A 21,721-nucleotide genomic window follows, 5' to 3' on the forward strand; every position below is an offset into this window, starting at 1 on the left:
CCTGGCGGGGCGGGGTCAGTGGGCGGCGTCGGCACGGTGGTTCCTTGTCAGGTTCGGTACGGCGGCGACCTGCGCCGCATAGGTGTCCAGGTTCTCGGCGCCGCTGCCCGGAAGGCCGGTCAGGCGCGGAAGGAGGTCGCCGAAGGCGTTGACCTCGCACACGGCGAAGCGCCGCCAGCCGGTCGCGGGCAGCAGGTCCACGCCCACGCAGAGTGTGCCGGGGAAGCAGGCGGCAGCCCGCTCGCACACGGCCAGGGCGTCCGCCCAGCTGCCGCCCGCCCCCTCCACGGCGGCCCGCACCGCGTCGAGGTCACCTCGTTCGCCGCCGAGGTGCAGGTTCGTCATGGGGGAGCGGCTCGTCCGTACGACCGCGTGCGTCGCCCGGCCCGCGACCACCACGACCCTCAGATCGGCCGCTCTGCCGCTCTGCGAGGCCTTCGGCAGCCAGCGCTCGATGTGCAGGCCGTCCGGCGCCAGGGCGTCGACGACCGCGGCGACCTCGGCCTCCGTCGTGCGGCGACGCACCCGCAGCGAGTTGAAGAGGCGGCCCGAAGCGTCCCGCTCCACCGAGGTGGCCGCCTGCACCCGTCCCTCGCCCGCGGTCTCGACGGCCAGCACCCCCGAGGCGGACGAACCATGGGCGAGCTTCACGAAGACCCGCTTCATGCCGTGCTCCCGCATCAGCGCGCGCACATCGGCCCAGCCGCGCACGGCGGGCGCCCCGGCGCCCGAGGTCGGCGAATCCGGTACGGGCACCCCGGCGCCGCGCAGCACCGCATGGCACAGCCGCTTGTCGAACAGCACCGCGATGTCCTCGGGATCGTCGAGCAGCACGGCCCCCGCCGCCCCGGCGCCCCGGGCCACGTCCCGTACGGCGGTGGTGAAGGCCGCGTACCACCGTGCTGAGCCCTCCACCCTCGTCGGATCGCCGACTCCGCGCAGCAGCCCGTCGACCTCGGCGTCCTCACCGGGCGAGTCGATCCGGACGGTCTCTCCCGGCAGGAAGACCGCCTCGCCGCGCAGCACCGCCCGCCACGGAACCACCCGCGCCTCGGGCAGCCCGGCGGCGCGCACGGCGTCCTGGAACAGAGCGACGCGGCGATTGCCCGGAATCCCGACTACCGCGAAGCGCGGTGCCCGGCTGTTCACGTCAGATCACTCCGCCACGGTCGTGTAGCGGCCCTCGGGGCCCCGGTCGCCCCAGGGCGTGTTGCGGTCCGACAGGTTGATCCGCACCCCGGACGGCTCCAGGGCCTCGCGGACGCGGCGTTCCATCGGCTCGGTGAGGAAGTGGTGATGCAGGTCGAGGGCGTCCAGGTGCGTGAGCGGCTGGCCTTCGAGGAGCGCGGCAGCGCCCTCGTCCCCCATCGTGCCGGAGGACAGGTCGAGGGTGCGGAGCTGGGCGACGACCGGTGCCGAGGCGATCGCCGTCGCGATCTCGTTCTGCAACTCGCTGTTGCGCAGGCCGAGATGGCGCAGAGCCGGGAACCGGGTGCCGGACAGCAGCGGCTGGAGATCCGCCATCGTGGCATCGCCCCCGTACGCCGAGACGCCCAGCCAGAGCTCCAGCCGCTCCAGGGCGGGCAGCTCGCTGTCCTGCACGCCGCGGATGACCTCCACGGGCAGGCCGCCGGCCTCGATGATCAGCTCGCGCAGGTTCTCGTGCTTGAGCGGCGGGAACCGCAGACCGGTCCCGCCGCGCACTCCCAGCACCCGGAGCCGCGGGAAGGCGGTGAGCAACTGGGTGACGTCCGCGTGCTCGATCCACGAGATCTCCGCCTCCTCCTGCAGCAGATCTCCGACGAAGACCGCCTCCAGCGAGGTCAGCCGGTCGGCCGCCGCGACGACGAGTCCGACCGGGTACGAGGAGTCCTCCTCGTAGGACTCGCCCCACTGCCCGATGATCAGGGCGCGGACCCCGGCCGGGTCCACCTCGTCGAGGAAGTCGTTGAACTCCTCCTCCCAGGTCCGGTCCTCGTCCTCGTACGGATCGATGCCGATGCGCCAGGCCGCGGCGTCGGCGGCGGGCCGGCCAGCGGCGGTCCCGGCTTCGAAGTCGACGGCGGGCAGGCCGGTCAACTCTTGCAGGTGGTCGACATCGGACATGGTCCAGAGCTCCTGTCGCTGGGGCGGCTGATGTCCGCAAGGTCTATCAAGGCCCACTGACAACTCCGCCGCCGGGGACCGCGTGAGAGTCGTCGGCCGTCGATTGTCAGTCCCCCGTCGTAGCGTTTTGCACGTGGACGGCACAGGGGGTGCCGGTCCGGAGGGGAGACGTCTGTGTACCGGCAGGGCGATGTGCTGATCGTGGAGTTGGCGGAGTCGGCGGTGCCCGCGCACCTGCTGTCGGCACCGGGAGAACTGCGTGACGGGCGGGGGCGGCTGGTGCTCGCACTGGGAGAGGTGACGGGCCACGCGCACGCGGTGGTGGGGCCCGGCCGGCTGATGCGGGAGGCGGGACCGTTCGGGCCGATGCTCCTCCATCTGCCCGAGGGGGGACGCGTGGTGCACGAGGAGCACGCGGTGATACCGCTGCCGAAGGGGTGGTTCCGCGTCGTTCGGCAGCGGGAGTACGCGCCGGGCGCGGTCCGCATCGTCGCGGACTGACCGGCCCTCAGGAGCGTTCTCCTGAAACAGCGGCCGCGAGCAGGAATCAGGGATCAGAGGACAGGGGACGGGGACAACCGATGCAGTATGTGAACTCTTGGCGGGCCGTGGCGGCGGCGACGGGCGCGGCGGACCGGGCGGCGGCCGAGGACGGCGTACGGCTCGCCTACCGAAGTGCGGGGCTCGCCGAACCGGAGACCGTCGTCTGGGCGGACTCGCCCAGGGCGGCCGTCGAAGCGGTGGAGAAGCTCGTCGACGCGGGGCGCTCGGTGCGCGACGAGGTCCGCACCCGGCCGTGGGCGGACGAGCGCCGCAGGATGTACGACGAGTTGGGTCCGGCCAGCTGGTCGGCGCTCTGGTCCGCCACCGGGGCTCAGCTGTGGGAGACCACCGCGGCACTGGCCGAACGGATACGGACCGGAGTCGTCACGGATCTCTCGGAGGGCCCGGAGGACGAGTCCGACGTGCGGCTCGTGCTGCTCGACGCGGTCCTCGGACAGCACGACGCGGCCTGGCTGGCCGCCTTCGACGGTCGCGGAGACCGGCTGACCGGGCTTGCGGAGGTCGCCAGGAACGCCGGCTGGTGGTGGCCGTACGAGCGCGCCGTCGTCATCAGCGAGCGGCCGGTGGCCCTCCACCGCGACGAGGCGGGGCGGCTCGACCGGGGGGACGGTCCCGCACTCTCCTACCCCGACGGCTTCGCGCTCCACGCCTGGCGCGGTATGCCGGTGCCCGCCGAATTCCTCGCGGGCCTAGCGACGCTGACGCCCGACCGGATAAGGGGTGAGGAGAACGCGGAGCTGCGCCGCGTGATGCTGGAGTACTACGGCTACGACCGCTACCTCACCGAGTCCGGCGCCGAGCCCGTGCACCGCGACGAGACGGGAATCCTCTGGCGGATCGCCATGGACGGCGACGAGGACGTGGTGATGGTCGAGGTGGTCAACTCCACCCCGGAGCCCGACGGCACCCACCGCACGTACTGGCTCAGGGTGCCGCCCACGACCAGGACGGCGAAGGAGGGCGTCGCCTGGACCTTCGGACTGGACGGCCAGGCGTACGCACCGGTGCGGCAGACCTGATCCGGCGACGCGGGGAGGACGGGGGACAGGGACGGGAGGTGGCGGCAGCGGCGGCCGGGGAGAGAGCCGGCGGTTCAGGCGATCAGTGCCGCGTGTTCCAGGCCCAGTTCGCGGGCGAGCGCCTCGTCGGTCCACTGGAGCATCGTGGCCCTGGAGAGCGGGCCCGCGTACGAGGTCATCTGGACGGCCAGACCGTCGAGCAGGGCGGTCAGCCGCCAGGCCACCGACATAGGGTCGTCGCAGTGGAACTCACCGGCGGCGGCGCCCTCCTCGATGACCTCGGCCAGCTCCGCCTTCCACTGCTGGTCGAGATCGCCCGCGACATCGCGCAGCGCGGGATCGCGCAAGGACACCGCCCACCCCTCGATCCACAGACGCCAGCCCTTGGCCTGCCCCGTGGGGGCGTACCACCGGACGGCCGCCCGCAAGCGCCGGACGGCGCTGGTACGGCGCGTCAGCAGCTTGCGCAGATGGGCGAGGTCGGCCTCCGCCGCATAGGCGAACGCGGCGGCGACCAGCTTCTCCTTGGTCGAGAAGTGGTAGAGCACCAGAGCGTTGCTCACCCCGAGCACGGACGCCACGTCGGCGATCCGCACCGCGGACACCCCGCGTACCTCGATCTGTTCGACGGCGGCACGCAACAAGTCCTCGCGTCGCTCCGCCACACCCAACCGCACTCTCGCCACGCGGCCAGCCTAACGAACCGGCTGCCCGCGTCCAGGGCGGGGCGGACCGGGAGCGATCTTGGACGGCGTCGCGGTTCCGGGTCGCCGGAGATCCCGAGGTCCGTTCACACGGGTCACCGGTACCAGCCGAACCGTTCCGCCATCACCGGCAGGCGGTCGGCGACGAGGGCGTGGGCCGCGGCGCGCGGGGTGGAGCCGTCGGCCTCGGCGCGGGCCAGCATGAGTTCGATCAGCGCGCGCATCGAGCGGCGGGTGTGCGCGAACGCCTCGTCGGCGTCGGCACCGATGTCGCCGAACAGGGTCCACCACCACCACGCGTTCGTACCGGAGTTGACGACCACGTCGGGCAGTACCGTGACTCCGCGTTCCGCGAGCAGAAGCTCGGCATCGGGGAGCACGGGCATGTTCGCCGCTTCGACGATCCAACGTGCGGTGACCCGGGCCTGGTTCGAGGCGTCGATCGCGTACGAGACCGCCGCCGGGACCAGGATCTCGGCGTCCACGGCCAGCCAGGCTTCGGCCGGGAGCTCCTGGTCGCCCTCGCGCAGCGCGGAACGGTCCACCGTCCCGTACGCGTCCCGTGCGGCGAGCAGTGCGTCGACGTCCAGGCCGGCCGGATTGGCCAGGGTGCCCTTGATGTCGGCGACGGCGACGACCTTCAGCCCGGCCCGGGACAGGAAGCGCGCCGTGGCTCCGCCCATGGTGCCGAGGCCCTGCACCGAGACGCGCGCCCCTTGACGGGCCACGCCCGCCCGGTCCAGCGCCGCGAGTGCCGACTCGGCCACCCCGCAGCCGCCGACCAGCTCGTCGAGCCCGATGCCGTCCACCGTCACGGCGAACGCGTCCGCCAGGCGCCGCCGCGCCGCCGGCTCGTCGTCCAGCAGCGGATAGACGGCCTGGACCGACGACACGAGACCTGCCTCGGCCGCCGCCCGGTCGACCAGGTCCTGCGTGAGCCCGAGATCCTCGCCGGTCGTCCAGACGCTCTCGACGTACGGGCGCACCGCGCGCAGATACCGGACCAGGACGCCGTACGCCTCCGGGTCACGCGGGTCGCAGTCGATCCCGCCCTTGGCTCCGCCCAGCGGGATGTACCTGGCGTGCTCGTCGTCGGCGTCGAAGTGCAGGGCTTCCTTCATCGTCATGCCACGGGCCAGGCCGGTCACCTCGTCGAGCGTGCAGCCCTCCCGCATCCGCAGGCCGCCGCTGGAGACGCCGCGCACCAGCCGGTCGACGACCAGGTACCCGCGGCGGCCGGTGACGTGGTCCGTCCAGGTCAGCGAGACCAGCGGTTCGGGCAGCGGGAGAGGCGGGTTCGGCGCGGGCATGGGGCGTTCTCCTCGGTCGGGCCCCGGGGCGCCCCGTCGGCCGCGTTACTGAATCACCAGTCAGTATCCGGAGCGGGAGCGTCCCGTGTCAAAGGGTCTGGGTGTTCCGCCTCGTCCTCAGCCGGCCCGCTCGGCCTCGCAGTGGTCCTTGAAGCCCTGGCTCGTCAGGCATAGTGCGGGATTGGTCCGCGCCCGCATGTTCTCGACGGAGATCATGGTGGTGAGCTCCACCAGCGCCGCGTCGCCGAGCGCTGCGCGCAGCCGCTCCACGAGCACGTCCTCGACCTGCGGCGGAGTCACGGTCATGGACTCCGCGTACTTCATGACATCGCGCTCCAGCGGGGTGAACGCCTCGCTGGAGCGCCACACAGGTACGTATGGGACCCCATCGGATGTGGCATCCGAGATGGCCGGATGTCGCTTCTGCTCGTACGCGCGCGGAATCCCTTGAGGTCCGGGGACGTTGGAGTCCACATGACTGGACTCGAAACGGGGCACGACGCGCTTCTGCGGCTCTTCGGTGAGCACGATTCCGGGGTGCTGGTGACGCTCAAGCGGGACGGCAGGCCACAACTGTCGAACGTCAATCACGCGTACTACCCCGCGGAGGGGCTGATCCGCGTCTCCATCACCGAGGGGCGGGCCAAGACCCGCAATCTGCGCAGAGACCCGCGGGCGAGCTATCACGTCACGAGTGAGGACCGCTGGGCGTGGACGGTCGCGGACGCGACGGCCGAGCTGACCCCGGCGGCGGCCGACCCGCACGACACGACCGTGGAAGCGCTGATCGCGCTCTACCGGGACGTCAGGGGAGAGCATCCCGACTGGGACGACTACCGGCAGGCCATGGTCCGTGACCGGCGAGTCCTCCTGACCCTGCGTATCGAACACGCATACGGGCAACGGCGTCCTTGACCTGACACGAACTGCCTGAGGCGGTTCGTACTGCTCCGTTCACCGCCCTGATCTCGCCGAGACGGGCGGCGCGCACATAATGAGATGACATCCAGCCCCTCGGGAGACGTTGTGACCGGCGCCGATCACCAGCCCTCGCTCCGTGCAAGACTCCGTTCCATGCGCTCCGCGGCATTCGGGGCCGATCCGGCCGGGGCGCGCATGGAACGCATTCTCCGCTCACCCAATTTCGTGGACGGAGTGTTCCGGAACCCCGAGGGGGTCAGAACACCCACGTCCGGTTCCAAGCTGGAGTTCGTGAAGGGATACTTCACCAAGGAGGAGCGGGTCCACAGATCGCCGGCGGGTGCCGTGCCCATGCACACCGCGACCGCCGCCGATCTCGCGAAGCCGCCCGTCACCGGTCTCCGGCTCACCTGGATGGGGCATTCGAGCGTCCTGGCGGACATCGACGGCCGCCGCGTGCTCTTCGACCCCGTCTGGGGCGAGCGCTGTTCGCCCTTCGCCTTCGCCGGCCCCAGGAGACTGCATCCGGTGCCACTGCCGCTCACCGCGCTGGGACCCGTCGACGTGGTCGTGATCTCCCATGACCACTATGACCACCTCGACCTGCCGACGATCCGCGCGCTGGCCGGCACGGACACGGTCTTCGCGGTTCCGCTCGGCGTCGGTGCCCACCTGGAGCGATGGGGCGTGTCGCCCGACCGGACGCGCGAGCTGGACTGGAACGAGACCACCGAGGTGGCCGGAATCAGCCTCACGGCCACGCCCGCGCGGCACTTCTGCGGCCGGGGCCTGCGCAACCAGCAGCACACGCTCTGGGCGTCCTGGGCGGTCGCGGGCCCCGAGCACCGGATCTACCACAGCGGTGACACCGGTTATTTCCCGGGTTTCGCGGACATCGGCGCCGAGCACGGCCCCTTCGACGCGACGATGATCCAGATCGGTGCCTACTCCCAGCACTGGTCCAAGCTGCACACGGGCGTGACGCCCCTTCCCGGCGCGTGGCCGGACATCCACATGACGCCGGAGCAAGGGGTCCGGGCCCACCTCGACCTGCAGGGGAGCGCGCCGCACGGTGTGCTGATGCCGATCCACTGGGGCACGTTCAATCTCGCCCCGCACGCGTGGGCGGAGCCCGCGGAGTGGACGAAGGACGCCGCCGAGGACGCGGGCCAGCCGGCCGCGTTCCCCCGGCCCGGAGAGTCGTTCGAGCCCGCCGGAGCCCTGCCCGTCGACCCCTGGTGGCGAGCCGTGTCCACCCCGCTCGCGCATCCGTGGCGGCGCCCCGAACCCGCGGAGACGACCGAGGCGGCCCCGCGCGGTGACCTCGACCTGGCGGGCGGCCGCTGACCGTACGGCGCGTTTCCGGCGCGTGACGTGCCCGGCCCCGCGGTCGGCGTGCGGCTCCTGGGCTTGACGTGCTCCCGCCGTCGTCCCGTGTGCTCGACGGACGTTCGACGTGTTCCGGCCGACGGCGGTGCGGCCCTCCTCGTACGGCCCGAGCCGCGCAACCGTCACCCCGTACAGCATGACCCCGCACCGGTTCCGCCGGGGCGGGGTCAATTGTGCATATTCGTCCGCGCGTACGAGAGGTCATACCAGAGCGGGACGCATGGCGGGCAAGTTCGACAACTGCACGCCGCGCGTACGCGGTTGACGACTACCGTGTGTGCTCGGCGATCAACGGTGGGCTCATATCTTTCGAGCCTGCCCAGCCGTTGACCCGAGCCTGACCGACTGCCGTAGGTGTCACCACTGAACGCCGATTCCTGGTGCCCCACGTACCGAGGACGCTGATGTCTCAACTTCGCGCACCCACCGCGCGACCGGAACGCCGAGAGGGCGGGCGACACGGCCGCCCCGGCGCCCGCTCCCACTCGGCCACGGCCAGGCCGCGCGCTGTTCAGCCGCCACCTGACGCCCGTATACGCCCTCAGCTGCTCCGCACCGCGCTCCTGCCGACGATCGCCGCCGTGCTGAGCGGCGCCGCAGCCGTCATCTTCACCATCCGGTCCTCCGGTGAACCGCCCTCGCCCAGCCTGTGGGCCGCGCTCGGCGGATCGGGCGCGCTGGCTGTCGCCGCCGTGGCCGCGGCGTTCCTCGGCGCGAGCCGGGTCGCCTCCGGGGTGCTCGACCGCTGTCAGGCACTGCGGCGGTCCAGCGCCCAGGGGCAGGCCGACCTGCAGCGCGTGGTGGAGCAGCTCCGCAACGGCGAACCCGTGCCTGCCCGCCGCACCCCGCAGCGCGGCGAACCGGGGGCCGACGCCTTCGACCTGCTCGCCCAGGAACTCGGCCGCTCGCAGGACGCGGCCGTGGCGGCCGTCGTACAGGCGTCCCGGCTGTTCAGCGGCAACGGAAACGAACAGAAGGTCGAGGTCTTCGTCAACCTCGCCCGGCGTCTCCAGTCCCTCGTCCACCGTGAGATCCAGATCCTGGACGAGCTGGAACACGAGGTCGAGGATCCGGACCTGCTCAAGGGCCTCTTCCACGTCGACCACCTGGCCACCCGCATCCGTCGCCACGCCGAGAACCTCGCCGTGCTGGGCGGGGCCGTCTCGCGACGGCAGTGGAGCAGTCCGGTCACCATGACGGAGGTGCTGCGCTCGGCGATCGCCGAGGTCGAGCAGTACCCGAGGGTCAAGCTCGTGCCGCCGATCGACGGCACACTGCGCGGCCACGCCGTCGCCGACGTGATCCACCTGCTGGCCGAACTCGTCGAGAACGCCACGGTGTTCTCCGCCCCGCACACCCAGGTGCTGCTGCGCGCCCAGCACGTCACGGCGGGCCTCGCCCTGGAGGTGGAGGACCGTGGGCTCGGAATGCCCGCGGCCGAACAGAAACGTATGAACGCCCTGCTCGCCGACCCCGACCAGGTCAATGTCGGTCACCTGCTGCAGGACGGCAGGATCGGGCTCTTCGTCGTCTCCGCGCTCGCCAGGCGCCACGGCATCGCCGTACGCCTGCAGAGCAACATCTACGGCGGCACGCAGGCCGTACTCATCCTGCCGCAGGCCCTGCTGGGCGTCGAAGGCGATCCCGACGGGGTCGTGCAGCCCGGCGCCGCCCCCGTCCCGCCGCCCGGGGCCGTGCACCGGCCGCCCGCCGACGACAGCGCCGGTCAGGTGCGGCAGGCGCATCCGCACACACCCCCACCGCGCACGCCGCAGCCGGAGGAGCCCCCGCTCCAGCCGCTCCGCGCCGAGCGGATCGACCGTCCGGAGGTGGCGAGCAGCCGCGACGTACGGCCACCGGACGACCGGGGGCGGCTCGGAGCCGCCACCGGAACGGCCTCCTCCACCGGCGGCGGAGGTACCGGGCGCCCGCAGCTTCCCCGGCGCAGCAACCAGGAGCACCTCGTCCCGCAGCTGCGGGAGGCCCCCGTTCCCCGCGTCGAGGACGAACACGCCGTGCACGACCCCGGTCTCATGGCCGCGTTCCGGCGCGGTGTCGACCTCGCGGAGGCACGGTCGGCCGAGGACCCGGCCCCAGAAACCGCGTACGGAGCGGACCGGGACGACGTCACGGCAGTCGCCCAGGCCCCGCGGCCGGCCGCCGGCCCGGTGCCGCTCCCGGTCCGTGGTCCGGGTCCGCGAAAGGGACCGGAGCCGCTCCAGCAGACGTATCCGGGCCCGCAGGTGCCCGGCAGGCGCAGCCCGGACGCGCCACTGCCCGACCCGCGTCGGCCCGAGCCTGACGGACCCGCACATCCCGAGCCGCACCTCCTCGACCCGCATCTGTCCGACGCACTCGTGCCGGACCGGCAGCCCGCCACGGGCTACGGGGCCGACCCGTACAGGGCCGGTCTCCACACCTCCGACCCGTACGTGCCCGACCCGCGCCCGTCCGACGCGCACCCGGCGGACACCTATGCGCCGGGCCACACCGTCGAACAGAACACCTCCTTCCTGAACACCCCCACGCAGAACGCCCCCACGCAAAGCACCCCCAAGGAGTAGATGCACCATGGCGAGCGAAATGCCGTCCGGTCAGGTCGCCGACCTGGACTGGCTGTTGAGCGGGCTGGTACAGCGCGTCCCCTACACGCGCAGCGCGGTCCTGCTCTCCGCCGACGGACTCGTGAAATCCGTCCATGGCATGGACCCCGACAGCGCCGACCACATGGCGGCCCTGGCCGCCGGCCTGTACTCCCTCGGCCGCAGCGCCGGGGCCCGCTTCGGAGACAACGGTGACGTACGGCAGGTGGTCGTCGAACTCGACTCGACGCTGCTCTTCGTCTCCACCGCCGGATCCGGCACCTGTCTGGCCGTACTGGCGGGACGTGAGGCGGACGCGGCGGTCCTCGGGTACGAGATGGCCATGCTGATCAAGAGCGTCCGGCCCTATCTGATGACCCCGGTGCGGCAAGCGGCCGGGGCACCGTACACCCCGGGGCTGTGAGGGTGCCGGCCCCGCAGGACGGGCCCCTGCTCGACGACGCGGCCGGCCGGCTCATCCGCCCGTACACCGTGAGCAACGGCCGTACGCGGCCGACCACAGTGCTCGACCTGCTGTCGCTGGTGATGGCCACCGGGAGCACACCCCAGATCCATCTGGGGCCCGAGCACTCCGTGGCGCTGGGGCTGTGCGACGGCCCCACATCCGTGGCCGAGATCGCCGCACATCTCCGGCTGCCCGCAGTCGTCACCAAGGTCCTCCTGTCCGACCTGGTCGACTGCGGCGCGGTCACCGCGCACGCCCCCGCTTTCCATGACACGCCCACCGACCGATCCCTGCTGGAGGCAGTGCTCGATGGTCTACGACGACAGCTCTGACAGCACCGGAAGCTCCGGCTTCTTTCCCGTGGCCCTCAAGGTCCTGGTCGCGGGCGGGTTCGGCGTCGGCAAGACGACGTTCGTGGGCGCGGTCAGTGAAATCGCGCCGCTGAGCACCGAGGAACTGCTGACGCAGGTCAGTGTGGCGACCGACAGCCTCGAAGGCATCGAGTCCAAGACGGCCACCACCGTCGCCATGGACTTCGGCCGCATCACCCTCTCCGAGCAGCACGTCCTGTACCTCTTCGGGACCCCCGGCCAGGAACGGTTCTGGTTCATGTGGGACGAACTCTCCAAGGGAGCGCTGGGCGCCGTCGTGATCGCCGACACGCGGCGGCTCGCCGAGTGCTTCGCCGCCGTCGACTTCTTCGAGCGGCGCGGCATCGGGTTCATCGTCGCGGTCAACGAGTTCGACGGGGCCTACAGGTACGAGCCCGACGAGGTCCGGGCCGCACTCGACCTCGGTCCGGAGGTGCCCGTCGTCCTGTGCGACGCCCGGATCGCCAGTTCGGGCACCGGTGCGCTGGTCACCTTGGTCCAGCACCTCATCAACGCCACCGACGCCCGGACGGCAGCTCCGGTCGCGGGCTTCGGAGCTCATCCGTGACCCGTTACGCGACCGGTCGCCTTCTGCTCACCCCGGTCGACCCGGAAGCGCCGACGCGGGCCGGGCGGTTGCGCAGACTGGATCTCGGGGAGCGGGACGACACCTCGTTCGAGAGCTTCGACGCCTTCGCCGACAAGGTGGCCGAAGTGACGGAGACGCCCTACTCGATGGTCAACTTCATCGACGAGAACCGGCAGTTCTTCGCGGGGCTCCACACCCCTTCGGGGACGCAAGGAGGCTCGGACCTCAGCACCGCCGCCGCGGGCAGTGGCCGGAGCGGGCGCCACATGGCCCGCGACCACGGCTACTGCCCGCACGTGCTCCTGCGCCGCAAGGCCCTCGTGCTGGACGACGTCTGCGACTACCCGCGCTTCGCCGGCAACCCGGTCGTCGACGAGATAGGCATCCGCTCCTATCTCGGGGCGCCGCTCATCGACCGTACGGGCATCGCCCTCGGCACGGTGTGCGCGGTCGATACCGTGCCGCGCCCCTGGGGACGTGCCGGACTCGCCACGATCAAGTCGCTGGCCCAGGAGCTCGTCGGGCACCTCAACCGCAGGGAGCGCCGCTGACGCTGAACGCGACCGAGGCGTGGAAGCGTGGCCGCGGCGTCACCCGGGCGCCCGGGTGACAGCGCGGCGCAGCGGCATGGCACGCCCGGCCCGCTCCTGGGCTCAGGCCAGGGCGAACGCGTCCGCCGGCATGTCCCTCTGCGTGGTCGGCGGCGTGTCGCCGCGATGCCCCATGCCCGCGAACTGACCGGCGGATTCGAGAACCACCGACCCGTGCGACCGCGTCCACGCGAGCACCGCCCCCGCGAGAGCGCGGGCGGACGCTTGCGTGTCCGGTGGCTCCCCGTCGTTGTCGGTGCCGGGCGCTACGGTCGGAGCCGACCCGCCTCGCAGCCGCCGGGGCCACCGGATCGGAGACCGTGGATGACGACCACCGCCGATGACGTCCGCACCATCGCCCTGTCCCTCCCGGACACGGCCGAGAAACTGGCCTGGGGACAGCCCACGTTCCGGGTGGCCGGGAAGATCTTCGCCGGCCTCGGTGACGACGACACCACGATGGGGGTGAAGTGCCCCATGGAGGACCGGGCCGAGCTGATCGCCTCCGAACCGGAGAAGTTCTTCACCCGCGAGGGTCACGACGACAACTACGCCTGGGTGCGCGTGCGGCTGGCCGCCCTGGAGGACAACGACGAACTGAGGACCATCCTCGCCGACTCCTGGTGTCAGGCGGCCCCACGCAAACTGCTCGACGCCTACCCGGAGTTGAAGCCCTAGCGCTCGGTCGGTGTGTCGCACGCGGTCGTTCAGCGCCGGACGAACCCGCTGATCCGCTCCCGCAGCCCCCGCGGGTCCAGCCCGTGCGCCACGAGGTGTTCGTCCATGTGCCCGTACCGGCGCAGTTCCGCCCGGCCCACACCCAGGCCGAGCACGCGGTGGGGGAGATCGGCGAGCGCGTCATTGGCCGCGGCCGTGGACGTGCCGGCCAGGTAGGGCTCGACGACCACCACGTCCGCACCCTCGGTGGCCCCCACCGCCCGGTGCAGCCCCGCCGCGTCGAAGGGGCGCACCGTGGTCGCGTACAGCACCGTCACGTCCAGGTCCTCGGTCGCGGTGAGGACGTTGTCGAGCATCGGGCCGACCGCGATCACGACACCATCACGCCCCTCGCGCACGGTAGCGAAACCGCCCCCGCCCACAGGCCGCCCGGCCCGGTTCGACTGGAGGGAGAGCCTGACGTACACCCGGTCGTCCCCGCCGGCCGCGAGCCGCAGCAGCGCCTCGGCCTCGTCCGGGTGGCCGGGCACGTGGACCGTCCAGCCGTCGAGCGTGTCGAGGAGCGCGACATCACCCGGCGACATGTGCGTGAAGCCCCCGGCCGGCCAGTCGTACGAAGCCCCGGCGCTGACCAGGACTCCTCCGACGCCCTGATGGCCGAGGTCCAGCTTCACCTGCTCGAAGGGCCGCTCCACCAGGAAACTGGCGAAGGTGTGCATGATCGGCCGCATCCCCGTCAGCGCCATCCCCGCTCCCGCGCCGATCAGCAGCTGCTCTCGGATGCCCACGTTGACCACCCGGTCCGGATGGGCGCGCTCCGCCCGCTCGAAGCCGTCCCGGCTGATCTCGGCCAGTACGACCGCGAGCCTGGGGTCCTCGTCGAGGAGCCGCGCCGTGGTGGCGATGAAGCGGTCACGCATCGTGTCCATGAGAAGTCCTTCTCCGTCGCTCGGTGTCTGATGTGCGCACTGCTCGGAGCGGCCTACTTGGGGGCGACCGTGGCCACCACGGCCCGGGGCCGGCCGGGATGCGGCGCGGTGAACGCCGCGTACAGCGCCTCGTGGTTCCGTCCGTCCACGGTTCCGACGGACCAGCCGGCGCTCTCGAACCTGGACGCGATGCCCCCGGGCCGGCCGTAGGTGGCGGAGGCGTTGTCGATCACGAGGGTGTGCAGCTGCTCCAGCCCCGCGGGTCCGGCGTACGCGATCGCCTCGTGGTTGCTGCCCTCGTCCAGCTCGGCGTCCCCGATCAGCACCCAGACCCGCGGATCGGTGAGGCCCTGCGCCCGCAGGCCCAGCACGCTTCCCACGGCGAGCGGCAGCCCGTGCCCCAGCGACCCGCTGCCGATCTCGGCCCCGGGTACGAGGAGCCGGTCCGGGTGGTGCCCGAGAGGCGAGTCGTACGAACCGAAGCCCGGGAGCAGGGCCTCGTCGAGGAATCCGTGCGCGGCGAGCACCGCGTAGTACGCCATCGGCCCGTGCCCCTTGGACAGCAGGAACCGGTCGCGCTCCTGGTCGTCCGCGGTCGCGGGTGTGACGCGCAGCACGCGGTTGTAGAGGACCCACAAGGCGTCCAGGGTCGAGGTGGCGGCGGGCCCGTGCTTCTCGTCCCCCGTCATGAGGCTCATCAGCCGGTCCAGCTCGCGGTGGTCGGGCGCCGGCCCGACGGTGGTGGTCGTCATGGGGACGAGCGTCCGACATCAAGTTCGGTTGAGGTCAAGCCTGCAAAGCCGTTCGTAACCACCGGTTCAAGTGCGGTATTGTTCTCATGCGCGTTCGGCCCAGGGGAAACCCCAGGTCAGACGGGCATCGGGACGTGGCGCAGCTTGGTAGCGCACTTGACTGGGGGTCAAGGGGTCGCAGGTTCAAATCCTGTCGTCCCGACTCGAGAGAGTCGAGGTCAGGGCCGGTTTCGGAGCAATCCGAGACCGGCCCTCGATCATTTTGCGGAGCATGGGGGACTGGCGTTCCTCGGTCGGCGTCAGCGGGTCGGCGCGACCGGGCCGTGCGCGGCGTCGTTGTCCACCGCCGAGCACCGGGTCAGCGCGCTTCCCGGGTCCGGACCCAGATCCAGAAACGGCACGGCGCGCAAGACCTGCTTTCGGCCCTCGCCCGGACGGCTTTCGGCCCTCGCCCGGACGGTGCCGTGGGCGTCGCGGTTGCGGATCGCGTATTCCACGCGGTGAACCGGTGTGCCCGAGGGCTTCACCGGGCGACCCCACCGACGACCGGCCCGCCACAACCGGCGCCGAACCACGGAGAGTAACCGCGGACGTCGGAGAGGGCCGTGCGCGCGAGGACGGGTCGATGCGGGCCGGCGGGTCGGCTCGGCGGGAGTGGTCTCCGGTGATCCCCGGTCAGCGGCGGCCGGTTGCCAGGATGACGAGGAACTGGCCGCCGCCCGCCTCGATGTCGGCGGTGACCGGCAGCCCCGGTACGAGTCGGGAGAACCGGTCCACCAGCCAGTCCGCCGCCTCTTGGGCGTCCCGCCTGTTCGGACAGCGGCCCACCATCTCGCGGCCGCCCTTGCGCTCCAGCCTTCCGGCGACCGTGATCAGGGGCGCGGGTTCGGCCACGTACAGATGGTCCGGCCAGGCGATGACCACCTTGACCGCGCCCTTGCGGGTGTTGCACCCACGGTGCGCGAGCCGTTCGGCGACCTTGGCCTTCCGGTCGGCGGTCCGGCTGTCGACGCTGGGTCCTCGGGGGTCGTTCACCGACTCGTGGGGGTCGACCGGTTCGTCACACACCCAGCACAGCCAGCCGTCGCGCTCTGCCACATCATCAAGGAGACTCACCCGAGCAAACTAGCCTGCCCGGCCGCTGCCCCGCGCACCAGGGCCCTGGCCTTCCGGATTCAGGCGCGGGCACGAACGAGCCCGCCGCTCGGCGAGAGAGGAACCACCTCGCGCGTCAGGGCGGGAGCGACTCCGTCCGCTGGGCCTCCGCAACGCCGCACCGGCGGAAAGGGACCACGGCTGCGGTGTCGGTCCGCTGAGCTAGTCTTCCCGCCACCGCTCACCGATTCGAGGGACCAAGAGACTTGACCGGCCTGTCTGCTTTCCCGCTGCCCTTTCGCGCTTCTCGTTCCGTGTCGTTCGCGACTCCCCGAACGCTGCGGGAACTTCAGATGACGCAGTGCAGCGCCCATATCCGGGCGAAGCCGGGGTGGTTCGACAAGATGAACGACGCCGACATCGTCGCCAGGTGGACGCGAGAAGCGCTCGACCAGGGCCTCACCGAGGCGCAGGTTCGTTACGTGCTTGCCGAACTTGAGCACTATGCCGCGCTGCGGGACGGGCGAACGGGCGTCGAGGTGTCCGCCGTCGACGGGGTGTGGCAGTCGGACACCCTGGTCGACGACAAGCTCGGGTCCCGGCTGCGCGAGGCGGTCCGGGTTCTCGAACAGGTCCCCGAAGCAGAGCGGGACTGGCATCCCGGATCCGGCGGCCAGGTACTGGATATTGTTCATCCCTCACTGTTCTGCCTGGTAAGAGAGGTGAGCGGCGCGCCCGAGCGGGCTTGGCGGAACTCGACGGACCGCTACTCGAAGTACGAGTTCTCGGAGAAGTTCCAGTGGCTGCCGACGGACGTCGACATCAGTGACGACGGCGATGTCGCCTTCCGTTCGTACGTGAACAACGTCCACCCCGTGACTCATCACGAACTGGCTTCCGTCCTGCCGGACTTGTTCGCGCGCATGCGCCCGCTGCTGGAGAACGTGCTCACCGATCTGCGCCATCCGCGCCCCCCGCGGATCCAGGCCGATCCCTTCGGGTGGTACGACTCGGAGCCGGAGTATCCGGACAAGTCCTCCTACGGTGATGACGGGGCCCACGACGAAGCCATCCGCGCATGGGAAGCGGCCCAGGACGACTGGTGGGAAAATCGCAGCCCGGTCATCCCGGACGCCCCGGCCTTCACCCCGCCCGAGTTGCCCGACGGATCCGCCCGAGTCGACCTGCGCGGCCGCCGCCTGCAGGTCATCGTCAAGCTCGCCACCGTTCATCTCACCCCGGACAAGCCCGAGTACGCAGGCGGGTCCTGGCACGTCGAGGGGATGCTGAACGAGCGGATCGTCTCGACCGGCATCTACTACTGGGACAGCGAGAACATCACCGAGAGCCGGCTGAGCTTCCGGGCGGCACTCGACGACCCGCACTACGAACAGAACGACGACAACGGTCTGCGCGAGGTCTACGGCCTGGAGGACGAAGACGCGCTGAACCAGATGCTGGGATCGGCATCGACGCCGGCAGGTCGCTGCCTGGCGTTCCCGAACGTCCTGCAACACCGCGTCGGCGCATTCCGTCTCATCGATCCCACCCGTCCCGGGCACCGCAAGATTCTCGCGTTCTTCCTGGTGGACCCGTCGGAAAAGATCGTCTCGACATCCGAAGTGCCACCGCAGCAACCGTGGTCCGACACCTCGACCATGACACTTGAGCAGGCGAAGGACTACCGCGAGCAACTCATGCGGGAACGCAAGTTCTTCGTCGACGAACACAACGAGCAGCTCTACGAGCGAGAGTTCTCCCTCTGCGAGCATTGAACCCCTTCTGTCCTGAAAGGCGTAGTTCAGGAGGGTATGGGCTGCTGGCTCGACGAGGTGCCGGCGCGGCGCCCCTCCCGGCGGAGTCCGGCGGGGACATCGCGCGTCGCCGTCACCGTTGAGGACGGGCCCCGCGCGCAGGGCGTGGATCGGATCCTTCGGACGTGACGCGGCAGGCGATGGCGTCGGGTGCGCCGGTGCCGAAGGGCGGCGTGCCGTTCCCGGGCCGTGATGTCGGGCGTCTCAACAGCTCGGGGCCCGTCTTCGGACGGGCCCCGAGTCGTTTCCGGGGCCTGTGCGAGAGGTGGGCGCAAGCAGCCCGCGCCTGCGCCGTGGATGCCGTTCGGCGGTTTCGTGGCCGCTCGGGTGGCACCCATTGAATGATCAAAGTGGCATGGGGTTAGCATATGAGCGCCGCCTAGCTCGAAAGATAAACCTGTGACTGTCAATGACGACTCGTTCACCAACTGGATGATCCGCGAAGAGATCGCGGAGTCGATGATCCCCGTCATCGGGAAGCTGCACCGGGAGCGGGACGTCACGGTCCTTCTCCACAGCCGCTCCCTGGTGAACAAGTCGGTGGTCAGCATCCTGAAGACCCACCGGTTCGCCCGCCAGATCGACGGCGAGGAGCTCTCGGTCACCGAGACGCTGCCGTTCCTCCAGGCGCTCACCACGCTGGACCTCGGTCCTTCGCAGATCGACATCGGCATGCTCGCCGTGACGTACAAGGCCGACGGCCGAGGTCTCTCGGTCGCGGAGTTCACCGCGGAGGCCGTCGCCGGCGCCACCGGTGCCAACAAGGCAGAGCGCCGTGAGGGCCGCGACGTCGTCCTGTACGGCTTCGGCCGCATCGGCCGTCTCGTCGCCCGGCTGCTCATCGAGAAGGCCGGTTCCGGCAACGGTCTGCGGCTGCGCGCCATCGTCGTCCGTCAGGGCGGCAAGCAGGACATCGTCAAGCGCGCCTCGCTGCTGCGGCGCGACTCGATCCACGGTCAGTTCCAGGGCACGATCACCGTTGACGAGGCGACCAGCACGATCATCGCCAACGGCAACGAGATCAAGGTGATCTACGCCAACGACCCGTCCGAGGTCGACTACACGGCGTACGGCATCAAGGACGCCATCCTGATCGACAACACCGGCAAGTGGCGTGACCGCGAGGGGCTGTCGAAGCACCTGCGTCCCGGGATCGACAAGGTCGTCCTGACCGCTCCGGGCAAGGGCGACGTCCCCAACATCGTCCACGGCGTCAACCACGACACGATCAAGCCGGACGAGCAGATCCTGTCCTGCGCCTCGTGCACCACGAACGCGATCGTTCCGCCGCTCAAGGCGATGGCGGAGGAGTACGGCGTTCTCCGCGGTCACGTGGAGACGGTGCACTCGTTCACCAACGACCAGAACCTGCTGGACAATTACCACAGCTCCGACCGCCGTGGCCGTTCGGCGCCGCTGAACATGGTCATCACCGAGACGGGTGCCGCGGCCGCCGTGGCCAAGGCCCTCCCCGAGCTCGACGCGCGGATCACCGGCAGCTCGATCCGTGTTCCGGTGCCGGACGTCTCGATCGCGATCCTGAGCCTGCGGCTCGGCCGAGAGACGACCCGCGAGGAGGTCCTCAACTACCTCCGTAACGTGTCGCTGACCTCGCCGCTGAAGCGCCAGATCGACTTCACGACCGCTCCCGACGCGGTGTCGAGCGACTTCATCGGTTCGCGCCACGCCTCGATCGTCGACGCCGGAGCCACCAAGGTCGAGGGCGACGACGCGATCCTCTACCTCTGGTACGACAACGAGTTCGGCTACTCGTGCCAGGTCATCCGGGTCGTCCAGCACGTCTCCGGCGTGGAGTACCCGACCTTCCCGGTCCCGGTCGTCTGATCAGGACGGCAGCAGCGCGCTGAAGAGGAGGCCGTACCGGAGCGATCCGGTACGGCCTCCTTCGTGTGCCGGCAGTACGGGCGTGACTCAGGTGGTCTCGCCCGAGCCCGGGCCTGAGCCGGCGTTCGAAGCGGCCTTGATGCCCTTCGTGATGTCGTCCAGGACGGAGAGCTTCGGCGCCTCGTCGTTGATGTCGAAGCCGGAACGCACGACGACCAGTTGGCCCTTGGCGGTGGGTGAGGGGAACGCCAGCGATTCGACGTACCCGTCGTCGCCCTTCTTCGTCACCACTTCCCAGCGCACCAGGTAGCCCTTCTGGCCGGCCACGGTGACTGCCTCGGACTTGAGTGTCCGGTGCGAGGTGATCCCTTCGTAGATCTTCTCGCCGTACGACTCCTCCGCGTTGGCCGCGATGTCCTCCTTCGCCGCCGCCTCCGCCGTGGTCGCCTTCAGCTTGAGGACGGCCGCCGGTGCGGAGAACACCCCGCCGCGTACGCAGTTCTCGTCGGCGTCCCCCGGGCAGGGGTGCTCGCCCGTGGTCAGCCCGGCGCCCATGACGCCCGACGAACCGGTCCAGCCGTCGGGCACCGGGATACTGATCCCGCTCGCCAGGTCGGTCGCGTACCCCTCCTCGGTCGGCGGTCCCTGCTGCCCGGGGGCCTGACCGCCGCCCTCGTCACGGTCCTCGGGCACACCTGGATCGCCGGGTGCGCCGGTGGACGGTCCGGAAGGGGGAGCGGTGGCGGCGGCGCTGTCCGTCCGGTCGCCGGAGTCCTGCCCCAGCAGGAACGCCCCGCCTCCGACGGCGGCGAGCAGCACCACGCCTGCGGCGACTCCCGCGCCGATACGCATCCGGCGCCGGCGGACGGCCGCGGGTGGCAGGCGGAGTTGGTCCGTCCAGCGGCTCCCGTCCCACCAGCGTTCCTGGGCGGGGCCGATTCCTGAGTGCCCGGGGTCTGGATGCCAGCCGGGCGGGGTCATCTGGGTCACGGTGTGCACATTAATTGGACAGCGTGAGAATCACATGAAGCGGGGTGGCGGCGTGGGGCGCCGGACGGTCGCGTGTCGGCTCTCCGAGCCGTCGGGCCGACCGGGATGCTTTGGTCCTACCACAAAACCTGTGTGACATAGTCGGATCATGCGTATCGCGCGGACCAGGGAGTAGCGGATGCCTGTCGAGTGGCAACCCGTACGGCAGTCCCGCACCCATGAACTCGTGCTCCAGAGCATCGAGGAGCGGGTCTTCGCGGGCGAGCTGAAGGCGGGGGACCGGCTGCCCCCCGAGCGGGAACTGGCGCCGGTCCTCGGCGTCAGCCGGTCGGCGCTGCGGGAGGCGCTGCGGGTCCTGGAGACCATCGGCGTGCTGGTGGCCCAGCCCGGCAGAGGTCCCGATTCCGGGGCGCGCATCGTGCGCCATCCCGACGACGCGCTCGGGCGGCTGCTGCGCCTGCACTTCGCGCTCGGCAGCTACAGCCTGCACGACGTGCTGGAGGCCCGCGTCGTTCTTGAGCGGTCAAGCTTCGAGGCCGCCGCCCGGCATGCCTCGGCCGAAGTCCTCGACGAGGCCGAACGGTTGGTCGTACGGATGGGGGAGCGGGACGTCGGCGTGACCGAGTTCAACGATCTGGACACCCGCTTCCACGTCCTGATCGCCCGCGGCTCGGGCAACGAACTGACCTCCACGCTCACGTCCGCGGTGCGTGAGTCGGTACGACCGCTGATCCTGCGCGCACTGGAGGAGGCCGAGGACTGGCCCGCCACCGCCACCGCACTCAACGCCCATCATCTGGAACTGCTGCGGCTGGTGCGTGAAGGGCGAGGCGGCGAGGCTGCCGATCTGGTCGAGCAGCACATCCGTGGCCTCCACGGAACGCTCGTCGACGAGATCTCCCGGGATCCACGCGACTGAGACGCACCCGGAGGCCGGGCACAGCGGGCGGGACCGGACCCGCAGGACGTACCCGGTGGAGCGGGCCGGGCGGAGCAGGACCGCGACT

General features: G+C 70.9%; 23 protein-coding genes and 1 tRNA gene. 14 read left to right on the forward strand and 10 right to left on the reverse strand.

Annotation, left to right across the window (positions count from 1 at the left end):
* Nucleotides 1-15 precede the first annotated feature (15 nt).
* Nucleotides 16-1,149: an STM4014 family protein gene (locus tag AB0C82_RS11190; protein ID WP_362839016.1), complete on the reverse strand. Its 1,134-nt coding sequence runs from the start codon at nt 1,147-1,149 to the stop codon at nt 16-18.
* A 6-nt stretch (nt 1,150-1,155) separates the two neighbouring features.
* Nucleotides 1,156-2,106, reverse strand: a complete 951-nt coding sequence (locus tag AB0C82_RS11195; protein ID WP_362839018.1) for an STM4015 family protein — start codon at nt 2,104-2,106, stop codon at nt 1,156-1,158.
* A 174-nt stretch (nt 2,107-2,280) separates the two neighbouring features.
* Between AB0C82_RS11195 and AB0C82_RS11200 the strand changes: the two genes are divergently transcribed.
* Together AB0C82_RS11200 and AB0C82_RS11205 are read left to right on the forward strand one after the other, a co-directional pair.
* The gene (locus AB0C82_RS11200; protein ID WP_362839021.1) at nt 2,281-2,607 is read left to right on the forward strand and encodes a hypothetical protein; all 327 of its coding nucleotides are present in this window, start codon (nt 2,281-2,283) and stop codon (nt 2,605-2,607) included.
* A gap of 80 nt (nt 2,608-2,687) precedes the next feature.
* Nucleotides 2,688-3,689, forward strand: a complete 1,002-nt coding sequence (locus tag AB0C82_RS11205) for a DUF6745 domain-containing protein (protein ID WP_362839023.1) — start codon at nt 2,688-2,690, stop codon at nt 3,687-3,689.
* A 74-nt stretch (nt 3,690-3,763) separates the two neighbouring features.
* Here AB0C82_RS11205 and AB0C82_RS11210 read toward each other — a convergent pair whose 3' ends face one another.
* The 3 genes from AB0C82_RS11210 to AB0C82_RS11220 form a co-directional block, all read right to left on the reverse strand.
* Nucleotides 3,764-4,375 carry a TetR/AcrR family transcriptional regulator gene (locus AB0C82_RS11210; protein ID WP_362839026.1) on the reverse strand — a complete coding sequence of 204 codons (612 nt, stop codon included), beginning with the start codon at nt 4,373-4,375 and terminating at the stop codon, nt 3,764-3,766.
* A gap of 113 nt (nt 4,376-4,488) precedes the next feature.
* A complete protein-coding gene (locus AB0C82_RS11215) occupies nt 4,489-5,676 on the reverse strand; it encodes a Glu/Leu/Phe/Val dehydrogenase dimerization domain-containing protein (protein ID WP_362839836.1) in 1,188 nt (395 codons plus the stop codon).
* 144 nt (nt 5,677-5,820) lie between these two features.
* The gene (locus AB0C82_RS11220) at nt 5,821-6,072 is read right to left on the reverse strand and encodes a hypothetical protein (protein WP_362839028.1); all 252 of its coding nucleotides are present in this window, start codon (nt 6,070-6,072) and stop codon (nt 5,821-5,823) included.
* A 105-nt stretch (nt 6,073-6,177) separates the two neighbouring features.
* Between AB0C82_RS11220 and AB0C82_RS11225 the strand changes: the two genes are divergently transcribed.
* The 8 genes from AB0C82_RS11225 to AB0C82_RS11260 all read left to right on the forward strand — a co-directional run bounded on the left by AB0C82_RS11225 (nt 6,178) and on the right by AB0C82_RS11260 (nt 13,289).
* Nucleotides 6,178-6,618 carry a PPOX class F420-dependent oxidoreductase gene (locus AB0C82_RS11225; protein ID WP_362839031.1) on the forward strand — a complete coding sequence of 147 codons (441 nt, stop codon included), beginning with the start codon at nt 6,178-6,180 and terminating at the stop codon, nt 6,616-6,618.
* A 111-nt stretch (nt 6,619-6,729) separates the two neighbouring features.
* Nucleotides 6,730-7,971: an MBL fold metallo-hydrolase gene (locus AB0C82_RS11230; RefSeq protein ID WP_362839033.1), complete on the forward strand. Its 1,242-nt coding sequence runs from the start codon at nt 6,730-6,732 to the stop codon at nt 7,969-7,971.
* A 446-nt stretch (nt 7,972-8,417) separates the two neighbouring features.
* Nucleotides 8,418-10,577 (forward strand): ATP-binding protein, encoded by a 2,160-nt coding sequence (locus tag AB0C82_RS11235; protein WP_362839036.1) that lies wholly within the window; start codon nt 8,418-8,420, stop codon nt 10,575-10,577.
* Between the two features lie 7 nt (nt 10,578-10,584).
* The gene (locus AB0C82_RS11240) at nt 10,585-11,019 is read left to right on the forward strand and encodes a roadblock/LC7 domain-containing protein (RefSeq protein WP_362839038.1); all 435 of its coding nucleotides are present in this window, start codon (nt 10,585-10,587) and stop codon (nt 11,017-11,019) included.
* Nucleotides 11,020-11,021: 2 nt separating this feature from the next.
* Nucleotides 11,022-11,393 carry a DUF742 domain-containing protein gene (locus tag AB0C82_RS11245; RefSeq protein WP_362839838.1) on the forward strand — a complete coding sequence of 124 codons (372 nt, stop codon included), beginning with the start codon at nt 11,022-11,024 and terminating at the stop codon, nt 11,391-11,393.
* Nucleotides 11,371-12,000: an ATP/GTP-binding protein gene (locus AB0C82_RS11250; protein WP_362839041.1), complete on the forward strand. Its 630-nt coding sequence runs from the start codon at nt 11,371-11,373 to the stop codon at nt 11,998-12,000. Before AB0C82_RS11245 ends, AB0C82_RS11250 begins: the two co-directional genes overlap by 23 nt.
* Nucleotides 11,997-12,572, forward strand: coding sequence for a GAF domain-containing protein (locus AB0C82_RS11255; RefSeq protein ID WP_362839044.1), 576 nt, complete (start codon nt 11,997-11,999; stop codon nt 12,570-12,572). The genes AB0C82_RS11250 and AB0C82_RS11255 overlap by 4 nt, the downstream gene beginning before the upstream one ends.
* A gap of 363 nt (nt 12,573-12,935) precedes the next feature.
* Nucleotides 12,936-13,289 carry an MmcQ/YjbR family DNA-binding protein gene (locus tag AB0C82_RS11260; protein WP_362839047.1) on the forward strand — a complete coding sequence of 118 codons (354 nt, stop codon included), beginning with the start codon at nt 12,936-12,938 and terminating at the stop codon, nt 13,287-13,289.
* 29 nt (nt 13,290-13,318) lie between these two features.
* Here AB0C82_RS11260 and AB0C82_RS11265 read toward each other — a convergent pair whose 3' ends face one another.
* Nucleotides 13,319-14,218, reverse strand: a complete 900-nt coding sequence (locus AB0C82_RS11265) for a transketolase C-terminal domain-containing protein (protein WP_362839049.1) — start codon at nt 14,216-14,218, stop codon at nt 13,319-13,321.
* A 53-nt stretch (nt 14,219-14,271) separates the two neighbouring features.
* Nucleotides 14,272-14,970 carry a transketolase gene (locus tag AB0C82_RS11270; protein ID WP_362839051.1) on the reverse strand — a complete coding sequence of 233 codons (699 nt, stop codon included), beginning with the start codon at nt 14,968-14,970 and terminating at the stop codon, nt 14,272-14,274.
* A gap of 128 nt (nt 14,971-15,098) precedes the next feature.
* On the opposite strand from AB0C82_RS11270, the gene AB0C82_RS11275 reads away from it, so the two are divergent.
* A tRNA-Pro gene (locus AB0C82_RS11275) sits at nt 15,099-15,172 on the forward strand.
* 97 nt (nt 15,173-15,269) lie between these two features.
* Here the strand turns inward: AB0C82_RS11275 and AB0C82_RS11280 are convergent.
* Both AB0C82_RS11280 and AB0C82_RS11285 read right to left on the reverse strand, forming a co-directional pair.
* The gene (locus AB0C82_RS11280) at nt 15,270-15,467 is read right to left on the reverse strand and encodes a hypothetical protein (protein ID WP_362839054.1); all 198 of its coding nucleotides are present in this window, start codon (nt 15,465-15,467) and stop codon (nt 15,270-15,272) included.
* Between the two features lie 178 nt (nt 15,468-15,645).
* Nucleotides 15,646-16,086 (reverse strand): hypothetical protein, encoded by a 441-nt coding sequence (locus AB0C82_RS11285; RefSeq protein ID WP_362839057.1) that lies wholly within the window; start codon nt 16,084-16,086, stop codon nt 15,646-15,648.
* A gap of 245 nt (nt 16,087-16,331) precedes the next feature.
* Here AB0C82_RS11285 and AB0C82_RS11290 point away from each other — a divergent pair, with 245 nt between their 5' ends.
* Both AB0C82_RS11290 and AB0C82_RS11295 read left to right on the forward strand, forming a co-directional pair.
* Nucleotides 16,332-17,840 carry a DUF4246 domain-containing protein gene (locus AB0C82_RS11290; protein ID WP_362839060.1) on the forward strand — a complete coding sequence of 503 codons (1,509 nt, stop codon included), beginning with the start codon at nt 16,332-16,334 and terminating at the stop codon, nt 17,838-17,840.
* 438 nt (nt 17,841-18,278) lie between these two features.
* Complete coding sequence (locus tag AB0C82_RS11295; protein WP_362839063.1) at nt 18,279-19,724, forward strand: glyceraldehyde-3-phosphate dehydrogenase; 1,446 nt, start codon at nt 18,279-18,281, stop codon at nt 19,722-19,724.
* Between the two features lie 87 nt (nt 19,725-19,811).
* On the opposite strand, the gene AB0C82_RS11300 is transcribed toward AB0C82_RS11295, so the two are convergent.
* Complete coding sequence (locus AB0C82_RS11300; RefSeq protein ID WP_362839841.1) at nt 19,812-20,705, reverse strand: DUF2510 domain-containing protein; 894 nt, start codon at nt 20,703-20,705, stop codon at nt 19,812-19,814.
* A 187-nt stretch (nt 20,706-20,892) separates the two neighbouring features.
* On the opposite strand from AB0C82_RS11300, the gene AB0C82_RS11305 reads away from it, so the two are divergent.
* On the forward strand, nt 20,893-21,633 hold the full coding sequence (locus tag AB0C82_RS11305) for an FCD domain-containing protein (protein WP_362839066.1): 741 nt from the start codon (nt 20,893-20,895) through the stop codon (nt 21,631-21,633).
* Nucleotides 21,634-21,721: the final 88 nt, after the last annotated feature.

This window comes from Streptomyces sp. NPDC048560 (assembly GCF_040650955.1).
Taxonomy (GTDB): domain Bacteria; phylum Actinomycetota; class Actinomycetes; order Streptomycetales; family Streptomycetaceae; genus Streptomyces.